Raw genomic sequence first — 22,163 nt, 5'->3', positions numbered from 1 at the left:
ATGTTATTGTTAGCACTAAATAGTGTTAATTGCCAGAATATTATTTGGAAAAGGAGGTGCTGATATGTTAACATCACGACAAGCCAATATTTTAAAAATTATTGTTGAGGAATACACAAAAACAGCACAACCAGTTGGTAGCAAAACAATAATGGAAGCAGATTTAATTGATGCTTCATCGGCAACAATTCGCAATGATTGTGCATTACTTGAAAAAGAGGGTTTTTTAGAAAAAGAACATGCTTCTTCAGGGCGAATTCCTTCAACAAAGGGTTATCGTTATTATGTTGATAATTTAATGCATAGTAAAAACATTGATGATATTAAAAACCGGATTGAGTTATTGTTTTCAAACCGCAATATGACAATTAATGATATTTTAGATCAAACAGGCCAAATTCTTAGTGAAATGACAAATTTAACAACAGTCGTTGTTGGACCTAACTTTCAAGAAGAACGGTTAAAAAAATTGGAGTTACTACCAATTTCAGATAAACAAACATTAATTATCTTTGTTTTATCCAATGGCCATGTTGAAAATAAGTTGTTCACAATTGATGATAATATTTCAATTGAAGACTTACAAATTTCAATTGAATTATTTAATACAAGGTTAGAAAATACCAAATTAAATGAGTTATCAGCTAAATTTGAGGTGATTCGCCCAATTTTAGAACAACAAGTTCAACACCATGAATATATTTTAAAACAATTTGCTAATGCCTTAACAAGTATTATTAAACCATCATATTCAACGCATGGGATGCAGTATATGTTACAAAATCCTGAATACAATAATCCTGAACGAATTAAACAAATTATTCAGTTTATTGAAAATGTTTCGCCATTTAACTTTTTTAAAAAAGTCCAAAATGGTAAAAGCAATGCGGTTTCGATTCAAATTGGTAATGAAATCCAACTTGATAATGGCAATGATGATGTTGCCTTATTATCAACAACATATAAAGTTGATAATGTTCAAGAAGGGGGAATTGCCTTAGTAGGACCAAAACGTTTGGAATATGATAAGGTTCATGAAATTCTTGAGTGATTAGCTAATAAAATCCGAGAAACATATCAAGAATAAGAGAAGGAGGTCTAAAAAGTGAGTAAAGAAAATATAAATGATACTTCACCATCAAAGTTAAAAGAAAAAATTGAGCACTTACGTAGTGAACTTGTTAAAAATCAAGATTTAACAAGTAAAGATATTCGTCATGAATTAGATCCAGCTGAAGAAGGCTTAACAAATATTACAGAAGGTAAAGATAATTTGGAAGTTGTTATCTCTGAATTGGAACAAGAAATTGACTTATTATTAAAAGATAACAATCGCTTACGTGAAGAAAAGTTGCTAGTTTTAGCGGATGGGGAAAATTTAAAAAAACGAATTCATGAAGAACTTGGGGAAGTTAAAAAATTCCGTGCCTTTGGTTTCGCCGAAAAATTATTACCAGTGCTAGATAATTTTGAAAGAGCTTTAGAAGTACAAAATGTCAGCGGGGAAGTTAAAAACTTTTTAACCGGATTTGAAATGATCTATAAATTAATTAAATTAACATTTAGTGAAGAGGGAATTATTGAAATTCCAGTCAAAACAGGCGATGAATTTGATTCACAATTGCATGCAGCAATTGAAACAATTGAAAGCCAAGAAGTAAAATCAGGAGCGATTATCCGTGTCTTACAAAAAGGTTATTACTTACATGATCGTGTCTTACGTCATGCTGCGGTAGAAGTCGCAAAATAACAAAATAAAATAAATTAGAAAAAGATAAAACAGAAAAGGAAGGAATGATATTATGTCAAAAATTATTGGAATTGATTTAGGAACTACAAACTCTTGTGTTGCTGTCATGGAAGGAAAGGAATTTAAGGTTTTAGAAAATCCAGAAGGGCAACGTACAACTCCCTCGGTAGTTTCATTTAAAAACGGGGAAATTATTGTTGGGGATGCTGCTAAACGTCAAGCAGTAACTAATCCAAATACAATTAGTTCAATTAAAAGAAAAATGGGAACAAATGAAAAAGTAGATATTAATGGTAAAAGTTATTCACCTGAACAAATTTCAGCTGAAATTTTACGTTACTTAAAAACTTTTGCTGAAAAGAAAATTGGTCAACCAGTTACCAAAGCAGTTATTACTGTTCCAGCGTACTTTAATGATGCTCAACGTCAAGCAACAAAAGATGCTGGGAAAATTGCTGGGCTAGATGTTGAAAGAATTATTAACGAACCAACAGCTGCTGCTTTAGCATATGGAATTGATAAAACAGATAAAGAACAAAAAGTTTTAGTTTACGACTTAGGGGGAGGAACATTTGACGTTTCAATTCTTGATTTAGCTGATGGAACATTTGAAGTATTATCAACTTCAGGAGATAACCATTTAGGAGGAGATGACTTTGATGAAGTTATCATCAATTGAATGGTTGAAGAATTTAAAAAAGAAAATGGCATTGATTTAACAACTGATAAAATGGCAATGCAACGTTTAAAAGAAGAAGCAGAAAAAGCGAAAAAGAATTTATCAGCACAATTACAAGTTGAAATTGCTGCACCATTTATTACTGCTCGTGATGGAAATCCATTACATATGAATTTAACTTTAACACGTGCTAAATTTGATGAAATGACAAAAGGTTTAGTAGAACGAACAATTGAACCAGTGCGTAAAGCGTTAGCTGATGCAAAATTAAAACCAAGTGATATTGATCAAGTGTTATTAGTTGGAGGAAGTACAAGAATTCCTGCTGTTCAAGAAGTAATTAAAAAAGAATTAAATAAAGAACCAAACCGTACAATTAACCCAGATGAAGTTGTTGCGATGGGAGCTGCAATCCAAGGTGGGGTTTTAGCTGGTGATGTTAAAGATGTTTTATTACTTGATGTTACCCCATTATCATTAGGAATTGAAACTTTAGGGGGAGTCTCAACAGTGTTAATTCCTCGTAATACAACAATCCCAACTTCAAAAGCACAAGTATTCTCAACTGCTGTTGATAATCAACCTGCTGTTGATATCCATGTCTTACAAGGAGAACGTAAATTAGCGGCTGATAATAAAACATTAGGTCGTTTCCAATTATCAGGAATTGAACCAGCCCCAAAAGGAATGCCACAAATTGAAGTTAAATTCTCAATTGATGCAAACGGAATTGTATCAGTTGCGGCAAAAGATTTAAAAACAAACCAAGAACAATCAGTAACTATTACTAGTGGTCAAGGATTAAGTGAAGAAGAAATTCAAAAAATGGTTCGGGAAGCTGAAGAAAACAAAGAAAAAGATGAATCAAAATTAAAAAATATTGAATTACGTAATAAAGCAGAAACATATTTGGCAACAATTGATCAAGCATTAGTAGGGAACCGTGATAAAATGGCTCCAGAACAAATTGAACAAACTGAAACAATGGTCAAAGAAATTAAAGAATTATTAGAAAAAGAAGATTATGCTGGTCTAGAAGCAAAAATGCAAGTGCTAGAAGAAGCAATGGCCCAAGCAGCGCAATTTATGAATCAAGCTCCAGGTAGTGATGAAGAAAAAATTGCTGAAGATGAAACAAAAGAAGACTAATTTAATTAGTTGGGATAACTAAAACTTTAGTTATCTTTTCTTTCGAGAGTAGAAAATAGGATGGTGAACAAAATGTCAAAAAGAGACTATTATGAAGTGTTGGGAGTTAGTAAAACAGCGACTGACGAGGAAATTAAAAAAGCATTTCGCCAGTTAGCAAAAAAATATCACCCAGATGTTTCAAAAGTCCCTGATGCCGAAGCAAAATTTAAAGAAGTAAATGAAGCTTACGAAGTACTATCTGATCCTTCAAAACGTGCTAACTATGATCAATTTGGTCATAGTGGAATGGAAGGAATGGGTGGCTTTGGTCAAGGCTTTGGTGGCTTTGAAGATATTTTCTCTGGTGGCTTTGGAGGCTTTGGCGACATTTTTGAAAACTTTTTTGGTGGGGGTGGCAAAAAGCAACGTGCTGGCCATAGTCAACCAATTAAGGGGCAAGATTTAGCAGCTCAAGTATCAATTTCTTTAAAAGAATTAATGTTTGGTAAAACAATTACCTTAGAAGTTGAATTAGATAAACCATGTGATAGTTGTGAGGGAACAGGGGCTAAAAACCCTAAAGCTGATATTCATCAATGTACGACATGTAAAGGATATGGTTATGTAAATATTGAACAACGTAGTTTGTTTGGAATTATCCAGTCTCAACAACCTTGTCCAGATTGTAAAGGAAAAGGAAAAGTAATTGTTAATAAATGTCAAAACTGTAAAGGAAAAGGTCGTAGTTTGGGAAAAGAAAAGATTGACTTAGAATTACCAAAATCAGTGGCCGGCAACCATCTACGTTTCCGCCAAAAAGGAAACTATGGTTATAATGGTGGACCACGCGGTGATATTTTTGTTGATTTAATTATTAAACCAAATAGTTATTTCAGCCGTCTTGATGAAAATACCCTAGGTTTAAAACTTCCCGTAAGTTACTTAGATGCATTATTGGGTGGGGAAATTACTGTCCCAACATTTGATGGGGATGTGCGGTTAAAATTACCACCAAATACAAAATCAGGAGCCGTCTTTAACATTCCAAATCATGGCTTTTTCCGTTCACCAACTTCAGTCAAACGTGGTGACTTAATTGTCACAATTGATATTGCCATTCCAACAACTTTATCAAGTGCTGAAAAAGAAAAACTGAAAGAATTAAAAGAAGCTAGTGATTTTAAAGTAACTAATAATTTTTATGAAAACTTATAAAAAATTGTAGAGATATCTACAATTTTTTTATTTTGCCTTATCTAATCAACGATAATAACCATATATCCCATGCTCTAACACAAAAGCATTATGATAGCCATGCTGACGTAGTTCATGAGCGGCGTCACTACTACGATTACCCCCATTACATAAAGTGATAATTAAATCATCTTTATCATCAATAAAATTTGCTGGATTAGCAATTAAATCATAGAGATAAACATTTTTACTATTAGGTAAAGTTTTTAAGGAATTAAATTCAATTGCTGTTCGGACATCAAGGAGTAAAGCTTTATCTTTTAACTTTTCAAAAGTAGAATTATCAAGATAAATTGAATTATTTTTCATCATAACAAGCCCTTCTTTCGCTTAATTTTCATTATAATAATATCATAACATCTCTGCGCTAAATAGAAATAATGTATGATAAAATTAACAAGAATATAAAGAAAGGCGAAATTATGGCAAAACAAATCTTTAAAAAAATAATTAATAATAAGGAAATTATTGTTGAACATGGGCAGTTAGCAAAACAGGCAAGTGGTTCAATTTTAGTTCGCTTAGGGAATACTGTTATTTTGGCAACGGTGACAACGAACCTAACTCCAACCGAATTAGATTTTTTCCCCTTAACAGTGGTATTTCAAGAAAAGTTATATTCAGTTGGAAAAATTCCGGGCGGGTTTTTAAAACGAGAAGGAAAACCATCAGAATATGGAATTCTATCGGCCCGAGTTATTGACCGAGCTTTACGACCATTATTTTCGGAAAACTTTCGTAATGAGGTCCAAGTTGTCATTAATGTTTTAGCTGTTGATAATGATCATGATGTGCGAATTGCTAGTTTATTTGGGGCCTCATTAGCGTTAGGAATATCAAAAATTCCTTTTAATGGTCCTGTCGCTAGTGCCTTAGTTACAATTAACGAAAAAAATGAAATCATTGTAATGCCAACCTTAGAACAATTAAATAATGGGCGCATGGAATTGATTGTTGCGGGAACCGAAAATGAAATTAATATGGTGGAAGCAGGTTGTGAACAATTACCTGAAGAAGAAGTTTTACGGGCAATAATGGCTGGTCATCAATTTATTAAGGAATTAAATGCTTTCCAATCTGAAATCATTAATGCTGTTGGTGAACCAAAAATGGTGGTCGAATTATTTACGATTCGCGAAGACATTATCAATTTTGTTCAGGAAAATTATGCTGATCAATTAATTAAAGCCGCGCAAATCAGGGAAAAAATTGAGCGCTATCAAACAATTCACGAAATTGAAAATCAAGCAATGGCCCAATTCCCTTTGCCAGAAGGAAATGATGAAAAATTAAAACGGCGAATGTTGCTAGAATTATCAACGTGTTTAAAAAATGTTGTTCGCGAAGAAATTCGTCATCAAATTACAGTACAAAAATTACGCTTAGATAATCGTCAGTTAGATGAAATAAGACCATTAGCTAGTGAAATTGATTTATTACCAATTGTCCATGGTAGTGCTTTATTTACCAGAGGAGAAACACAAGTTTTATCTGTTGTTACTTTAGGAGCATTGGGGGAAAATCAAATTATTGATGGTATTACCGATGAAGAAGGCAAACGTTTTATGCATCATTATAATTTCCCACCTTTTTCAGTTGGAGAAACTGGGCGGATGGGAGCGCCATCACGGCGTGAAATTGGTCATGGGGCCCTTGGTGAAAAAGCGTTATTACAAATCCTTCCAAGTGAAAAAGAGTTCCCATATACTATTAGAATTGTTTCAGAAGTATTAGAATCAAATGGTTCAACTTCGCAAGCGGCGATTTGTGCTTCAACATTAGCGTTAATGGCAGCTGGGGTCCCAATTAAAACCCCTGTTGTTGGGATAGCAATGGGTCTGGTAAAAAATGATGAAAATTACACAATTTTAACAGATATTCAAGGAATGGAAGATCATTTAGGGGATATGGACTTTAAAGTTGCCGGAACAAAAGATGGGATTTGTGCTTTACAAATGGATATTAAGATTAGTGGTATTACCGAAGAAATTTTATGAGAGGCTTTATTGGCAGCAAAAAAAGCGCGCGCAACATTATTAGCCAATATTTTAGCAACAATTCCAGCTCCGCGAACAGAATTGGCCCCAACTGCTCCCAAAATGAAAACATTTATGATTCCAGTTGAAAAGATTCGTGATGTAATTGGAACGGGTGGAAAAACTATTACTAGCATTATTGAAAAATCAAATAATGTTAAAATTGATATTGAAGATGATGGACAAGTGACAATTTATCATAAAGATTATGAGGCGATAAATAATGCCTATCAATTAATTAAAGATATCGTTTTCCCTGTTGAAATAAATCAAGAATTAATTGGAACTGTTGTTAAAATTGAAAAATTTGGTGCCTTTGTTAATTTAAAAGAAAATTTAGATGGATTAATTCATATTTCTAAGCTAGCAGATCATCGGGTTGAAAAAACCGAAGATATTGTTAATGTTAATGACAAAGTAAAAGTGAAAGTAATTGAACTTGATAGTAAAGGAAAAATTAAACTTCAGTTATTAGAAGTAATAACAAGCAAATAGTAGTTTGCTTGTTATTTTTTTTAATTTAATTTTTTCAAACCGATATTTTGTTATAATTAATGTAATAAATGTATTAATAGAGTAGGAGCGAAAATTATGCACAAAATTGCGATTGATATGATGGGAACAGATTTGGGAATTGCCCCAATTATTGATGCTTTAAAAGTTTTTGTTAAAAAATATTCCGATGTTTTCTTTGTCTTAGTTGGAGACAAAGCTGCGATTAAAGAAGGGTTAAATAATAAAAAAATTGATCCAAGTCGCTATGAAATTTTACATACTAGTGAAGTAATTGCGATGACCGAAGGAATGATGGAAGTTCGTCGTAAACCAGATAGTTCAATGGTTCGTAGCGCCGAATTATTAGCAAATGATAAGGTTGAAGCTTTTGTTTCAGGAGGTTCAACAGCAGCTTATTTATCGGCTTGTCATTTTATTATTGGGGAATTAGAAGGAATTAATCGTCCAGCTTTTATGCCTTTTATTCCAACAATTAAAAAAGGTAAAAGTGTGATGATGTTAGACGTGGGGGCTAATTTAGAAAATAATGCTCGTGATTTAGTTAATTTTGCATTGATGGCAACTGTTTATGCAAAAGTAATTATGAATTTAAATAATCCAACCGTGGGGTTATTAAATATTGGCCACGAAGAGTCTAAAGGGAAAGACTATCATAAAGAGGCCTATAAAATGTTACAGGGGAATAATAATATTAATTTTTATGGTAATATTGAACCCCGTGATATTACAAGTAATATTGTTGATATTATTGTTACCGATGGCTTCACCGGTAATGTGGCCTTAAAAACATTAGAAGGAATGGCTAAAAATTTAATGGCCGTTTTAAAACAAGAGTTAACAAAAAATATTTTTCGAAAATTAAAAGCCCTAAGTTTAAGAAAAGCCTTTCGTGGTGTCCGTGAAACATTTGACTATCGTAATAATGCCTCAGCCTTAATGTTAGGATTAAAAAAAGTGGCTGTTAAAACCCACGGAAGTAGTGATGCTAAATCATGAATTAGCACGTTAGAAATGACGAGAAAAGCAGTGATTAATGATTTTGTTAAAAAAATTGAAGCTGAAATTAAAAAAGGAGTATAAAGATGACATTTCATTTGCAAGACCCAACCCACTTATTTAATAATTTACAAAAATATTTTGAACAATATCAAATTAAGATTAAAAATGAACAATTTTATTTTAAAGCTTTAACGCATAATTCATACGCTAATGAAAATAATCTTAATTATACATATCAGCGCCTAGAATTTTTAGGGGATGCTATTTTACAAAAAGAGGTATCTTTATATTTGTTTTTAAAATTTCCGGAAATGAACGAAGGGGAAATTACAAGTTTGAGAAGTAAAATGGTCCGTGAAGTAACATTAGCAGAATTAACACGTAATATTAACTTGGGGCAATTTCTTTTAATTGGAAAAGGGGAAATTAAAACAAAAGGATATGAAAAAGATCGGATTTTAGCCGATATTTATGAATCAACGATTGCGGCCCTTTATCTTGACTTAGGTGAAGAAACAGTTCGTCATTTTATTGAACAAACTTTATTAAAAATGGTTTCTGACACCGATTTTTTAGAACAAATTCGCGATTACAAAACAGAATTGCAAGAATTTTTACAAGCTGGTGATAGCCGCGTTTTAGAGTATAAATTAGTTGGGGAAGAAATTTTAGAAGGTAATCGAACAATTTATACTGTTGTTGCAGAAATTGATAAAGTACGCTATGGGCAAGGACAAGGCTATACCCATAAAACAGCTGAACAATTTGCGGCCCAAGATGCATTACAAAAATTAGCAAAAAATAATTTAATATCAAAAAATTAAAAAAACAGTTTTTATAACTGTTTTTTAATTTTCTGTTGTTATAATTAAAATAGATTTAAGTCGCAGGTGTTGAAAATGGTTAGTTTTGTTTTGTTAAAAAATTTCTGAAAAAGTTTTTTAAAAAATAGTCTTCAAGTTTTAGGGCTATTTTTAATGCTCGGGGCAATGATAACATTATTTTGTGGGATGCAATTATCCCATGATTTGACTAGCACCCAGTTAAAAATTATGGGAAAAGATCTTTTTGCGACAAATACTAGTTTTGAAATAAATGATCCGTTGGAAATTGTTAATAGTGATAGTAATATGTCTTATAGTTTAACTAATATTAATTATATTAATAGTGATGGAAAAATTAATGTTAAAAAAGCTCACGCTGCTAATTTTAAGCTAACACCTGTTGCGGGAACAAAATATTACCAAGTAACATTTGATTCCCATTTAGATAATAAAGATAATTGAATTGGGTCAAAGAGTCAGAACCAATATTTCAAAGACCAATTAGAAAAAAGTAATGAAGTAAAATTAAAGTTTGATCCTTTATTTTTAGCTAATAACCCTTATTTTCTATCATCCCAAGAATTTGCAGAATTAAAGAATTACTTAATTGAACCGGATTGAACTGGTTTAATTCCATTTGTTAGTTCACCTGATAATAATGAGTTAAAAAATGATTCTTACTATCAAAGTAAATATAAGGATTTTGCTAACAATCAAGCTCGAATTAATCAATTAGAAATTAAACTATTAACAAGTATTATATTTGGTTCAGTATCGCAAAAAGCCCTGATTTCACAAACAATGGATATTTATGATATTTTTAGAACTCAGTATTTTTATTTACAAAGTGTTGAGGAAGATTTTTGAACAAAACCAATCATGATTAGTGGGGATTATGATAATTTTATCAATTATCAGTCGGAAAATGATATTTTACCAGTTATTATTAACCCAACTTATGCTTCTAATCATGGTTATCGCATTGGGAGCATTATTAATATTTATAATTATAATTTTGAAATTGTGGGTCTTGCAACCAATGCTTATGTTAATTCTAATTATTATGCGAAACCATTTACACAAAATGCTTATACATGATTACGCCAAGAGGATTTTGCTTTAATAAAAAATTCAATTACAAATGAAAATGATCAGTTTATTACCGATGATGCTTATATTTTTTATGGGGCAGTTTATCCCCCTGAACAAGAATTAAACCCTGACTTTTTAAAAGACCAATATAGTTGATACTATCTTGCCAGTTTATTTAATAACGCAAAAATTAATAATTGAGAAGTTCCCTGAAATCCATTAGATAATATTATAACTTTTATTAAGACAAAAGAAACAATGACTTGATCATTAATTAGTGCAATTTCGATTTTATTAATTGTATCCTCATTTATTATGATTAGTATGATTATTAATAAATTATTGGTAACTAATCGAACAATTATTGGTAACTTAAAAGCGCAGGGTTATTCAGCAACTAGAATTACAACTAATTTAGTAACTTGTTTTTTCTTTTTAGCCTTAATTATTACATCCTTATCATTATTATCAAGTTGATTATTCTCATTGGTTCTAAATATTACTTATAAGAATTTTTTAGAATTTACAGCTTATCTTTCAGTTCCAACTTTGTGAACAATTTTAACAATTATTGTTTTCCCAATTTTGGCAATTTGTTTATACGCAGCAATTTTTATTTTAATAAATATTCGTGTACCAGCTTTAAGACTAATGACAACTAATGTTAAAAAACCAAAATTACCAAAAAATGTTTTTTGAGCACATTATTTTGCTAAATTAAGTTTTCAGAAAAAAATAACCTTAAAATTTGCCGCAACAGCAAAATGAAAACTATTGTTGACGATTATTACTACAAGTATTTCGGGGGCAATGCTATTTTCCGCTTTCACAACTGTTCTTAATTTTGGCCAAGTTAGTTATAATTTAAAAAATAATTTAAATTGACATTATGCTTATAATTATAATAATTCTTATAATGCAAATTCTCCACCATATGATTTTTTAGTTTATGATAGTTTGGAACAAATTAAAGATCCAAAAGTGCCAGGGAAAACAATCTTAGACCCAACAAAGGAAATTTATACAAAAGAGCTCGTATTGGAAAAAGTTGTTACTCCCCAACAAACGCTTTGTGGCCCACATATTGAGGGAGTTTCAGAGATAACTAGTTTAAAATACTTATGGTTTTATGCAAAAACATATGATTGGTATGCTAATAATTGTCAAAATACGCCATATTATGATGAAATTACTAATTTAATTAATAAAAGTATTTATGGTTATATTATTGATCAAGTTAGTGAAAATAATGGAATTATTACAATTGGGTATGAACCAATCATTTATGGACCAGAATATCAAGAACTATTTGTTAATAATTCTAGTATGAATGGTTATGAAGCATTGAATATTGGTGATTTATATAGTTTTTTGCAATCTTATCAAAATGCAAATAGTACGGTCGGTAATGATTTGTCAATTAATAATTTTTATAGAAACTTTACCCAAAATTATAATTTAAAATATTTCCAAGGTGCAGGGCTTGAATTTTATAAATATAAAGATGATAATATTTTATTTAAACCAAATTTATCAACGAATTTATCGCCGGAATGATTTTTTAATGGGATTGATAGTTTTGATGAAGGCAATGATAGTTTATTAGCATATGCCAAGAAAAATACCTTTATGCCGAAAGTTAATAATGCTATTCTTAATGTGGCGGCAATGAAAGAATTAATTCAATCTAAAAACTGATTTCATGAATCTAATCCAAGTTGAGATCCAAAAAATTATTCAGTAGATGTTTATCCAATTATTATTAATAAAGGAATTAGTTTTATTCACGGTATTAATGTTGGGGACATTATTAATAAAACCTTTGGCCCTTGGGGAACTACCTTTTATATTGTTGTTGACAATTTCTGAAATGGTCCCAAAAATAATCTTTTAGTTAACTGGTATACTAACACAAACTTAAACCAACAGCATTTATCAACACTATATTCAATAGGAAAAACAAATAGTTTATATAATTATTTAGGAATTTATGAGAAAAATAATAATTATCAAATTATGGAAAATCCTAATTATGAAGGGGCAATTGTATATCAAGGAGCAATGGATTTAGATAAAACATTAAGTAGTACTTTGAATTTACAAGCTTTATTATTTATTATTTACTTATTAATTTTATTTGCAACAATTTTAGCTTGCATCTTCCAAATTTTTATTATTACAAATATTATTATTAAAGATAATTTAAAAGTCTTAAATAGTTTTAAAGCATTAGGATATTCTGATTGATGAATTTTTAACCGTTTATTTATGATTTATTTGCCAATTGTCATAATTAGTTGAGTGATTGGAATTCCAATCGGAATTTGAGGAATTGATATGGTTCGTTTCCAAATAATTTGAAACATGATTGCTTATGTTTCTAATGGTGTTATTTGAGTTGATTATTTAATTAGCTTCCTTGGCTTATGATTAATGTTCATTATTGCCTTTTTAATTAATAAGAAATTTATGAATAAACGTTATCCTTTAACGCGGGTTTTAAATTAAATAAAATCGTAGATAACATTGGGGTCCAAAATTTTACTAGTAATTATGCTACAATTAAAGTGTATCAATCATAAGAAAGAAGGACGTTGTATGTTAGTAAAAAGACTAGTAGCATCTTTATTAAATATGGTTTTATGTTGATTAAATTTTATTTTGTGGTTCTTTAATGTTACACCGATTGGATGTATGGTGTTAGGAACAGAATGTCCAAGTGATCGAAAAGGAAAATTAATTTTTGGATTAGCTTCCTTGTTACAATGAATATTAATGGTCACAATTATTGGAACTATTGTTATTATTATTTTATGAGCCCAAGATAAGCCATCAATCGCGACAAGATTAGCAAAAATGGCGTAATATCGAAAAAATGAAAACATACCGCTTTAGGTATGTTTTCATTTTTTTTATTGATGTTAATTAAGTATTATTTTTAAAATTTTAAAATTCGCTTGTTAAGATAAAACTAGTTTAAGGGGGCAATAATATTACAACAATTCAAGATATTAATTTACAAGGAATTTTAGTTTTGAAAGAACAAAGCAAGAAGTTTGCTAATTTTTATTATCAACAGCAACCACAAAGCAATTTAATTTTAAAATGATTAGAAGTTGATTTTGATAGTTTTTATTCTGTATTAGATTGTAGTAAATTTGTGCTTGAATCATTATTTGAAATTTTAGAGCAAGAGCACTTAATTTTATCGGAAGATATTATGATTCAAATTGGTATTTTATTATCGTATAGTAATGGTGTTAAACTGTTATTTGAAAAGTTAGATAGTTATTTAATTGATGTTGAGCAAATTAATGATTGTTATGTGCAAACAGTTGAAGAAATTAATGTTGGATTAATTTTGGAATTAACTCAATTTGAAAGTCTTAATTTGAGTAAAGTTACTAGTATTTTTCAAAAGATTATTAAAGCTAAAAAAATTTATGATTTTTTATCGTTAGAAAAAAAGTTTTGAGCTGAAGTTAAAAACATTATTTTAAATTGTGATCAACCAAAAAGTGAATTGTACAAATTATTTTTATTATATTATTTTACGTCCCAAGCAATCACTGATTTTTTCTATAAATTATCTGTTGTAAAGTGTTAAATTATTTAACTTTTTAATAAAGTTGTTATAATAAAGGTAGTATTAAAATATTACCAGAAAGGAAGTTAATATGTTTGGTTTAGAACAACTAACAGGTTTAATTTTTTTTGTTTTTTTGACATTATTTGGGTTATATTGTCTAGGATGAATAATCATGACAATTGTTACAATTGTTTTTAAAAGAATTAAAACAGGAATCAAAACCCAACCTTTATTACAACAAATATTAAATGACAATAGTTTTAAAGATATTCGAATTGTTCATCGGAAAGGAATTATTAAAGGACAAAATTATGAACAAGATGCTAATGCGATTAAAATTCGTTATCGTGATCTTAATGATGATAGTTTAAGTAAAGTTTATGATATGCTATTTCATTTTTATTATATCTTTCAAATTAAAACAAAGGATGCTAAGTCTTATTTTTGATTAAAAGTTACTTCATATTTCATTTGACTAGTAATTGGTTTATTTGTAATAACAACAGGATTAGTGGTTGGTGCAAATTATCCATCAGGAATTAACTTTGAATTAGCAATTCAAATTCTTTCAATAATTGGGATTTTTTTCTTGGCTGTATTATGATTCGGATGAACAAATATTGTCGAAAAATATCGTAAGGAAATTTTGGATTTGGCGAATGATTTTTTACCACCTGCTGTTGTTAAAAAAATCAAAGTGTTATTAACTTTTAAGGCTTTCTTTCCATTATCAGAAAATGTTATTTTTTTAACATAAGAAAAATTAATTTATTAAATTAATTTTTAGGAATTGTTTTTTTCGTTTTAATTAGGTATATTAAAAGAGTAGAAGTAAATAATATCTTAACCTGTATATGCTAGAAATATGGTCTAGTGTCTCTACGTCTTACCATTAAATAAGACTCTATAGGTTAATGCTTTGGGCATTAACTTTATTAATTAGGTTAATGTTTTTTATTTTTACTCTTAATTAGACAGGAGAAGTAATTAATGTTTATTACAAAGCAAGTTAAAAAGTTTTTTAAATTTGATAAATTAAAAACTACTTTTAAAAAAGAAATTATTGGCGGATTAACTACTTTTTTAGCAATGATTTATATTTTGTCAGTGCAACCAAGTATGTTATCAACAGCCAACGATATTAATTTTCCTGGTGATCCAAGTCATAATATGGCCTTTGGAGGAATCTTTATTGCCACAGCGATTGCGGCTTTTATTTCAACACTAATTATGGGGTTATCGGCAAATATGCCAGTTGGTTTAGCTCCAGGAATGGGACTAAACGCCATTTTTACTTTTAATGTTGCAAATAATGGGGTGGGTTATCAAGGAGCTTTAATTTCTGTAATGATTTCATCGATATTATTTTGCATTATTTCGGCAACAAAAGTCCGAATGATTATTATTAATTCAATTCCAAAATCATTAAAATTAGCGATTGGGGCTGGAATTGGCTTTTTTATCGCTTATTTAGGACTGCATAATATTGGCTTAGTGGGCGATACAGCAGTAACACCTGGGGGCAGCATTGTTAATGGGGGATTACCAATTGCGTCTTTAGGAAATTTAAAAACTAACTGACCAATCATTTTAATGGGACTTGGGGTTTTAATTTTAATTTTAGTTTTACACTTTAAAAAAATTCCAGGAGCAATTGCTATTGCCATTTTTGTTGGTTTAGGGATTTCAATTTTGATTGGTAATTTAGGTACAAGCGACTTTATTAAACAAAATTTTTCTCATTGAAATGGCTGAAGTTATGATGATTTTAGTGGTTTTGCAGGGAATATAAAATCAACATTTGCCGAATTTACTAATCGCGAAATTTGAACATCACCAATTATGTATATTTCAATTTTTGTTTTCTTGTTTGTCTGTTTTTTTGATGCAACAGGAACACTATATTCAATTTCTGAACAAATTTCTGAACAAACAGGGAATAAATATCAATTGAATTCACGAGCTTTATTAGCTGATTCAACAGGAACACTGATTGGTGGAGTTCTTGGCTGTTCACCAGTAACAACGTTTGTTGAATCAACAACCGGTGTTTCACAAGGGGCAAGAACAGGATTTTCGTCAATAATTACGGCCCTAATGTTTTTAGTGGCAATTGCTTTATTTCCAGTTTTTAAATTAATTACTCCGGCAATTGTTGGAGCCGCAACTATTTTTGTTGGTTCATTAATGATTATGCAAATTAAAGATATTGAATGACTTAAACCCGAATTTGCTATTTCAGCCTTTTTTACGATTATCATTATGATTGTTACTTTCTCAATTACAAACGGTATTGCTGTTGGCTTTATCTTTTATGCTATTGTTAGCTTGATTTGTAACAAAGGAAAAGGAGTTGGAATTCCAATTTATGTATTAGATTTATTCTTTATTGGATATTTCATTGCTTTTGCTTTCGTCCAGTAGGAAAGTAGCTAAAAAGAGTTTTTCAGAACTCTTTTTATTTTGGGTAAATAATTTTAGAAAATTTTCTTTCAAGAGCGGATAACAAAGCAATTGTGATAAACTTATAATGGAGTAAAAAAAATGAGAACTAATGAACGCAAGATAAAAATAAAAAAAGAAAAAATCGCCCGAGAAAAGCGTAATAAAAAACGAAAGTATTTAGATTTAAAAGACTTTGGCCAATCATCAAAAGCATTTCGCTTATATGTTAATGAAAAAAGAATCTTTTTCAAAGCACATTGACGATCAATGTCTTTTCGAATTTTCTTTTATTTAGTTGGGGTTTATATTTTTGGATTAAGTGTTTCTTTATACATGGATTTAAATTTAGGAGTTGTTAATGAAGATTTAATAGTCTTTGCTTTAATTGCTGATATTTGGACAAAGGGTGGCGATAATGTTGAAGAATATTATGCAATAATGTTAGTGGTTGTATATCTTGGTTTCTGATTATTTGTAGTCCTCTTTAAAATAATTAAATTAATTCAATTTCACCGTAAAAAGCAATTAACTTTAACATTAATTTATGATGAAATTTTTAAAATGGTGTTAGATTTAGTACCAGTCTTTTTATGACCTGCAGCTGTTCAATTAAATGTTTTAATTATTAATCCAGCAGAGACAATTAAACCGTTAGATCCTTCCAATATTACAGGTTCGCAGGCCCAGTGGAATGAGTGAATTAGAAGTTGAATTTTATGAGCTAGTTATTTATTATTTTGTTTAGGTCTAGCAATTATTGTTTCAACAAAAATGTTAGAAGGTCCATATAATGGTCTTTCGGGGGAATTAGCATTGATTACAAAAATCCCTTATGCCGCTTGTCGGGTAATTGTTGATATGGCTTTATTAGTCGTGGGATTAGGACTATTATTTCTTGGTCAATATCCCATTTCTGAACGGCTAAGTCACCTCTATAGTTGGGTTAGTTATGCGACAATTTTAATGGCCTTTTTTGCTGGACCATTAATTGGGTTAATTGTTGTTATTCTTGAACGTTATATTAAACTTGAATTAATTGATGTTAACCATAAACTTTACCGTAAGTTGCGTCGAGAAGTTATTCGTGAATTTCGCCAAGATAACCCCGATAAAAAAACAAAATTGAAATGAACAATTTTACAAGATAGTATTTTAGATAAATATAATCTTATGATTAAAGAAACATTTATTGAAGAATTTGATGATGCGGAATTAATTGACAAAATTATTAAATAATTTGTTTATAAAAAGCAAGATTACTATCTTGCTTTTTATATTCCTTTAAAATCATTATATTTTTTGAAAAAAAAGCAAAAATTTACAAAAATAGTTGCTAGTATTTACTTTTTTAGTATATAATAAAAAAGGTTAAAAATCACAATAATGCCTAGTTAGCTCAGTTGGCAGAGCATCCGGCTGTTAACCGGCAGGTCGTAGGTTCGAGCCCTACACTAGGCGCCATTATTTTTTTTGACAAAAATTTTATCCGGCCTGTTGGTGAAGCGGTTAACACACATGCCTTTCACGCATGCATTCACGGGTTCAAACCCCGTACAGGTCACCATTTTCGGGTGTTAGCTCAGTTGGGAGAGCGTCTGCCTTACAAGCAGGTGGTCAGCGGTTCAAGTCCGTTACACCCGACCATTTTTTATTTTAAGTGCTGGCTTAGCTCAATTGGTAGAGCAACTGACTTGTAATCAGTAGGTTGGGAGTTCAAGTCTTCTAGCCAGCACCATTAAAAAATTAAAAATTAAAATTAGCAAAAATACTATCTCCTGTTAGCTCAGTCGGTAGAGCTGCTGGCTTTTAACCAGTAGGTCGTAGGTTCAAGTCCTGCACAGGAGACCATTTTATAAAAAAAGATTCTCCGGGTTTGGCGGAATTGGCAGACGCACCAGACTTAGGATCTGGCGGGGTAACTCGTGGGGGTTCAAGTCCCTTAACCCGGACCAAATTTAAAATTAACTTACAACACTTATCTAATTAATAAGTGTTTTTTTATTGTTAAATAATCTCGCAAGATGTATTAAATTTACAGCAATTAAATGATATTATTTAAAGAGATTAAAATATTAATTAGCAATTGCTACATTTATCGATGGAATAGTTATAATAGTTATCAACAATTGAGCTTTTTACAGCATTTTTATCAATAAAAATTAATTTTTATTAATTTTCCACCAATTTTAATAGTAATGCTTTGGAGGTAAAAAATGGATTCAAATAAGGATGTTTTTTTAGATTTAAGCATGTTAGCCGGTCGGGAATTGGATTTTTATTATTTTACAATTAATAACTATGATTTTTTAATTAATTCAAATCTTCAGACTTTAAGCCAAAAATATGGCGTTGGGATGAGTTTTATTTATGGGTTTTTTAAAAAATTAAATGTTTCAGGCTTAAAAGAATATATTTATAAATTAGGGATTTTACATGGTGTTAGTTTAATTACCAAAAAAAATGATAAAAATGGTTGTAATTCACAAGTACTAACATTAATTCAAGATAATTATCAAGTTTCGAATAATATTAATGTTGTGATGTTTCAAGATCAGCAAGCAAAATTTGACGAATTAGTTGCGATTTTATCGCAAGCCAAAAAAATTTATGCCTTTGGGGCCGGCCATAGCTTAATTGCGCTAACAGATTTATGCGGAATGTTAACGCATTTTGGTTTGGTAACTCAAATTTTAGAGCGGGGGAAAAATATTACTAAAACAATATCATCAATGACAAAAGATGATATTTTAATCATTTTTTCAATGCGAGGGCTAAATGACTTTCACTTACAATTATTAAAGTTAATTAGAAGAGAACGAATTCCTGGCCAAGTTGTTTTAATAACAAGCAATTTAAATTCAGAATTAAATAAATATACTAATTTATCAATTTTTATTGATAATCAAATTCGTCGGATTGATGATTTAGAGGATAATTTAATTTTTTCCCCATTATGAAGTTTTCTCTTCTTTACCGATTATTTGAAAAATCTTTTTTATATTAAAAATAAAAAACTAATTGATGCAAAAGATAGTTTTTTACAAGAAATGAATAGCTGACATGACAATAAAAGGATTGAAAAATAAAAAAAATGGAATCTTATTCCATTTTTTTTATTTTTCTTTTTTAAATTATTCTAATAAGTTAAAATGGAAATATGAAAGGAGGCAACATTATGCGAAAATTACTTTTAGTCTTGCCAATGGTTACTTTACTTAATACAACTGCAACAACTTTAATTGCGTGTTCATGAGGAACACCACCTTTAAATGTTGAAACAATTTATCAAATAATGAATCGTTTGCAAGAGCAAGCGGGATATCAAACATCCTCAGCCGGAGAAATTACTAATCCTGGGACAATTGGGGCGTTTCCAATGCCAAAACCAGCCGTTAGTGATTTAGAAGACCCAACTCAGCAAGATTCAATTGCGCATGCGCGAACTGCTTCCGATGCCATTACTAATCTTGCTAGCAATTATATTACAACAAATGTCAAAGAACAAAAAACATTAACAGGTGAAGAAGATAGTTTTTATCAAAACAACAATATTGATGCTAGCTTATTTCAAAGTTACTATTTTACAACAAGAATAGCAAATTTTAAAGCGGCACAAGTAGGAGCCGATCCAGACGAAAAATGGATTTTTGATTACCAAGATGATAGTAATACAATGGAAGATTTTAAATGAACAAATGGTGATAACAACATTGTTCGCTTTAAAAATGATAACCAACAGACTGACTCTGGTCAGGGGGAAAACTATTCATATTTAAATATTCAAAAACTTTGATCAAATGGCAAAATCTTTAATTTGGATGATAAAAATAATATTACTACAGTAGTAAAACCATATCAAAAAGAATCATCACAAATATATACTATAAGATTTTTAGTATCATTTTCTCCAATTGCCAAATTTGGCTATGACCCAGTTAAGTTTTACCTTGATTTTGATTTTAGTAGTTAGTAGAAAGGAGACAAAAAATGACAACAGATAAAATAAAAATTGTAGCAATTACTGCCTGTGCGGCGGGTGTTGCTCATACTTATATGGCAGCTGATAGTTTAAAAAAAGCCGCCAGTGAAAAGGGTTTTGAAATTAATGTTGAAACGCAAGGAACAATTGGGGCGGAAAATGTTTTAACCGCTGAACAAATTGCCCAAGCGGATCTTGTTATTATTGCTGCTGATGTCAAAATTGATTTATCGCGTTTTAATGATAAAAAACTTTTTAAAACAGGAGTTAATTTTGCCATTAAAAATCCAGCCCAATTAATTGATACAGCTTTAGAACAAGGAACAATTCACGGGAAAAAAGGAACAAAAGTGGGGGCTGTTACTTTTGGAACAACAAAAAAACGAGGAATGCTATCGCACTTGATGACTGGAATTTCATGAATGATTCCAATGACAATTGCGGCAGGGATTCTAATGGCGATTGCTAATCTATGTGCTTTCCAAACTGAATATGTCGATAACTATGGGGATTATGGCCAAAACTGAGTATTGGGAACAAGAAAACTACCCCAATTTATGATGGATGTTGGAGCCTTAGGGTTTAAACTAATGATTCCATTATTTGCAGGGTTTACGGCTTATTCAATTGCCGATAAACCCGGATTAGCCCCAGCAATGATTGCTGGATGAATTATTAATGATAATAAAATGTTAGGAATTGATGTAACAGTTGGAACAACTAATTCTCCAATTGAACCAGGAGCTGGTTTTATTGGCGCAATTGTTGTTGGACTTTTAAGTGGATACTTAGTTCAATTATTAAAAATTATTCGTTGACCAAAAGTTTTACAACCAATTGTCCCATTAATGATTATTCCAATTTTAGCAACATTTATTATGGCAACTTTTGTTAAATTTGTGATTGGAGCACCAATTGCCGGTTTAGTATTAGGAATGTTTGATGGCTTAAGTGCTTTACAAGAAAAATTTGCTTCAACAGGAATAATTATTGCGATTGTTGTTGCGATAATGATTGCCTTTGATCTAGGAGGGCCATTAAATAAAACTGCTTTAGTGTTTGGGACAGTTATTTTCTATCAAACATTAGCGCAAGCAATGGCGGAAGGGAAAACATTCTGGGATGCAAACTTTATTCCTGGAACAGCAACCCAAGCCGCAATTTCGGTACCACCACTAGGAATGTGATTATCAACTATTATCTTTAAAAATCGCTACCCAAAAAATCAAAGAATTATGGGGAAAGCCGCTTTTGGAACAGGAATGGTTGGGATTACAGAAGGAGCAATTCCATTTGCTGCTGCTGATCCAATTCGTATTATTCCGGCCAATATTGCTGGTTCGGTTGTAGCAGCGATTCTTGTAACATTGTGAGATGTTAAATTCGCGGCTGGTTTAGGATCACCGTTGGGAACTTTCCTAGGATATATTCAACAGAATTCAGCTCCATTTTGACCAATGGCATGACTTTTAGCTATTCTAGCTGGAGTAGTAACAACAGCTGTCATTGCAGGGTTACTGAAACCAAAAATCAAAGGGGAAGAAGCGCAATTATTAAAAGAAGAAAAATTATCACGTAAAATAGCCCGCAAAAATGCGAAAAACAATTTAAAATTATTATTTACAAAACCAAAATTAGCTGGGAAAAAAATGAATCATTGATTCAAAAGAACTTGGCATAATCGAATTAAAAGTACAAAAGAATATTGAATTTGAATTGGAACAGGAATTAAAAATTACTTTGTTGATTGAGGCTATTCAATTCAAAGAGGATGAATTTCCTTTACTAATTTATTCCGTCGTAAAAAAAATAAAAAAGATCCGTCAGTTGTTGGTGTTAAAATTAAAAAAGATTAAGAATAGGATATGA

General features: G+C 30.5%; 17 protein-coding genes, 6 tRNA genes and 1 riboswitch. Of the genes, 22 read left to right on the top strand and 1 reads right to left on the bottom strand.

Translation table 4 applies throughout. From position 1 onward, the window contains the following. The first annotated feature begins 64 nt into the window (after positions 1–64). The 4 genes from hrcA (at position 65) to dnaJ (ending at position 4,775) form a co-directional block, all read left to right on the top strand. On the top strand, positions 65–1,087 hold the full coding sequence (hrcA, locus tag SSYRP_RS04430; protein ID WP_016341100.1) for a heat-inducible transcriptional repressor HrcA: 1,023 nt from the start codon (positions 65–67) through the stop codon (positions 1,085–1,087). Positions 1,088–1,105: 18 nt separating this feature from the next. Then, positions 1,106–1,750, top strand: coding sequence for a nucleotide exchange factor GrpE (locus tag SSYRP_RS04425; protein WP_016341099.1), 645 nt, complete (start codon positions 1,106–1,108; stop codon positions 1,748–1,750). A 52-nt stretch (positions 1,751–1,802) separates the two neighbouring features. Continuing rightward, positions 1,803–3,578 carry a molecular chaperone DnaK gene (gene dnaK, locus SSYRP_RS04420; protein ID WP_016341098.1) on the top strand — a complete coding sequence of 592 codons (1,776 nt, stop codon included), beginning with the start codon at positions 1,803–1,805 and terminating at the stop codon, positions 3,576–3,578. Between the two features lie 72 nt (positions 3,579–3,650). Continuing rightward, positions 3,651–4,775, top strand: coding sequence for a molecular chaperone DnaJ (gene dnaJ, locus SSYRP_RS04415; RefSeq protein ID WP_016341097.1), 1,125 nt, complete (start codon positions 3,651–3,653; stop codon positions 4,773–4,775). Positions 4,776–4,802: 27 nt separating this feature from the next. Here dnaJ and SSYRP_RS04410 read toward each other — a convergent pair whose 3' ends face one another. Beyond that, positions 4,803–5,126 (bottom strand): rhodanese-like domain-containing protein, encoded by a 324-nt coding sequence (locus SSYRP_RS04410; RefSeq protein ID WP_016341096.1) that lies wholly within the window; start codon positions 5,124–5,126, stop codon positions 4,803–4,805. Positions 5,127–5,236: 110 nt separating this feature from the next. Here SSYRP_RS04410 and SSYRP_RS04405 point away from each other — a divergent pair, with 110 nt between their 5' ends. The 18 genes from SSYRP_RS04405 to SSYRP_RS04320 all read left to right on the top strand — a co-directional run bounded on the left by SSYRP_RS04405 (position 5,237) and on the right by SSYRP_RS04320 (position 22,150). Then, positions 5,237–7,345 carry a polyribonucleotide nucleotidyltransferase gene (locus tag SSYRP_RS04405; RefSeq protein ID WP_016341095.1) on the top strand — a complete coding sequence of 703 codons (2,109 nt, stop codon included), beginning with the start codon at positions 5,237–5,239 and terminating at the stop codon, positions 7,343–7,345. Between the two features lie 96 nt (positions 7,346–7,441). Further along, complete coding sequence (gene plsX, locus SSYRP_RS04400) at positions 7,442–8,446, top strand: phosphate acyltransferase PlsX (protein ID WP_016341094.1); 1,005 nt, start codon at positions 7,442–7,444, stop codon at positions 8,444–8,446. 2 nt (positions 8,447–8,448) lie between these two features. Continuing rightward, positions 8,449–9,189, top strand: coding sequence for a ribonuclease III (gene rnc / locus SSYRP_RS04395; protein ID WP_016341093.1), 741 nt, complete (start codon positions 8,449–8,451; stop codon positions 9,187–9,189). A gap of 75 nt (positions 9,190–9,264) precedes the next feature. Continuing rightward, positions 9,265–12,789 carry an FtsX-like permease family protein gene (locus SSYRP_RS04390; protein ID WP_016341092.1) on the top strand — a complete coding sequence of 1,175 codons (3,525 nt, stop codon included), beginning with the start codon at positions 9,265–9,267 and terminating at the stop codon, positions 12,787–12,789. A 90-nt stretch (positions 12,790–12,879) separates the two neighbouring features. Then, a complete protein-coding gene (locus tag SSYRP_RS04385; protein ID WP_016341091.1) occupies positions 12,880–13,146 on the top strand; it encodes a hypothetical protein in 267 nt (88 codons plus the stop codon). Positions 13,147–13,315: 169 nt separating this feature from the next. Then, positions 13,316–13,888: a hypothetical protein gene (locus SSYRP_RS04380; protein WP_016341090.1), complete on the top strand. Its 573-nt coding sequence runs from the start codon at positions 13,316–13,318 to the stop codon at positions 13,886–13,888. 70 nt (positions 13,889–13,958) lie between these two features. Continuing rightward, positions 13,959–14,627, top strand: coding sequence for a hypothetical protein (locus tag SSYRP_RS04375; RefSeq protein WP_016341089.1), 669 nt, complete (start codon positions 13,959–13,961; stop codon positions 14,625–14,627). 71 nt (positions 14,628–14,698) lie between these two features. Continuing rightward, a riboswitch (purine riboswitch) is annotated at positions 14,699–14,797 on the top strand. Between the two features lie 63 nt (positions 14,798–14,860). Continuing rightward, on the top strand, positions 14,861–16,294 hold the full coding sequence (locus SSYRP_RS04370) for an NCS2 family permease (RefSeq protein ID WP_016341088.1): 1,434 nt from the start codon (positions 14,861–14,863) through the stop codon (positions 16,292–16,294). Between the two features lie 120 nt (positions 16,295–16,414). Beyond that, on the top strand, positions 16,415–17,551 hold the full coding sequence (locus SSYRP_RS04365; protein WP_016341087.1) for an SPE_1075/MLC_0560 family membrane protein: 1,137 nt from the start codon (positions 16,415–16,417) through the stop codon (positions 17,549–17,551). 149 nt (positions 17,552–17,700) lie between these two features. Further along, positions 17,701–17,776 (top strand) — tRNA-Asn (locus SSYRP_RS04360). 27 nt (positions 17,777–17,803) lie between these two features. Further along, positions 17,804–17,879: transfer RNA gene (locus tag SSYRP_RS04355), tRNA-Glu, on the top strand. Positions 17,880–17,883: 4 nt separating this feature from the next. Further along, positions 17,884–17,959: transfer RNA gene (locus SSYRP_RS04350), tRNA-Val, on the top strand. 15 nt (positions 17,960–17,974) lie between these two features. Continuing rightward, positions 17,975–18,050: transfer RNA gene (locus SSYRP_RS04345), tRNA-Thr, on the top strand. A gap of 37 nt (positions 18,051–18,087) precedes the next feature. Further along, positions 18,088–18,163, top strand: a tRNA-Lys gene (locus SSYRP_RS04340). Positions 18,164–18,182: 19 nt separating this feature from the next. Further along, positions 18,183–18,267, top strand: a tRNA-Leu gene (locus SSYRP_RS04335). A 261-nt stretch (positions 18,268–18,528) separates the two neighbouring features. After that, positions 18,529–19,401, top strand: a complete 873-nt coding sequence (locus tag SSYRP_RS04330; protein WP_016341086.1) for a MurR/RpiR family transcriptional regulator — start codon at positions 18,529–18,531, stop codon at positions 19,399–19,401. Positions 19,402–19,490: 89 nt separating this feature from the next. Then, complete coding sequence (locus tag SSYRP_RS04325; protein WP_016341085.1) at positions 19,491–20,285, top strand: hypothetical protein; 795 nt, start codon at positions 19,491–19,493, stop codon at positions 20,283–20,285. A gap of 17 nt (positions 20,286–20,302) precedes the next feature. Then, positions 20,303–22,150 (top strand): PTS fructose transporter subunit IIC, encoded by a 1,848-nt coding sequence (locus tag SSYRP_RS04320; RefSeq protein ID WP_016341084.1) that lies wholly within the window; start codon positions 20,303–20,305, stop codon positions 22,148–22,150. Positions 22,151–22,163: the final 13 nt, after the last annotated feature.

Source organism: Spiroplasma syrphidicola EA-1 (assembly GCF_000400955.1).
Taxonomy (GTDB): domain Bacteria; phylum Bacillota_I; class Bacilli_A; order Mycoplasmatales; family Mycoplasmataceae; genus Spiroplasma; species Spiroplasma syrphidicola.
Note: the sequence above shows the minus strand (reverse complement) of the source record. Positions and strands in the feature narration are given on the sequence as shown.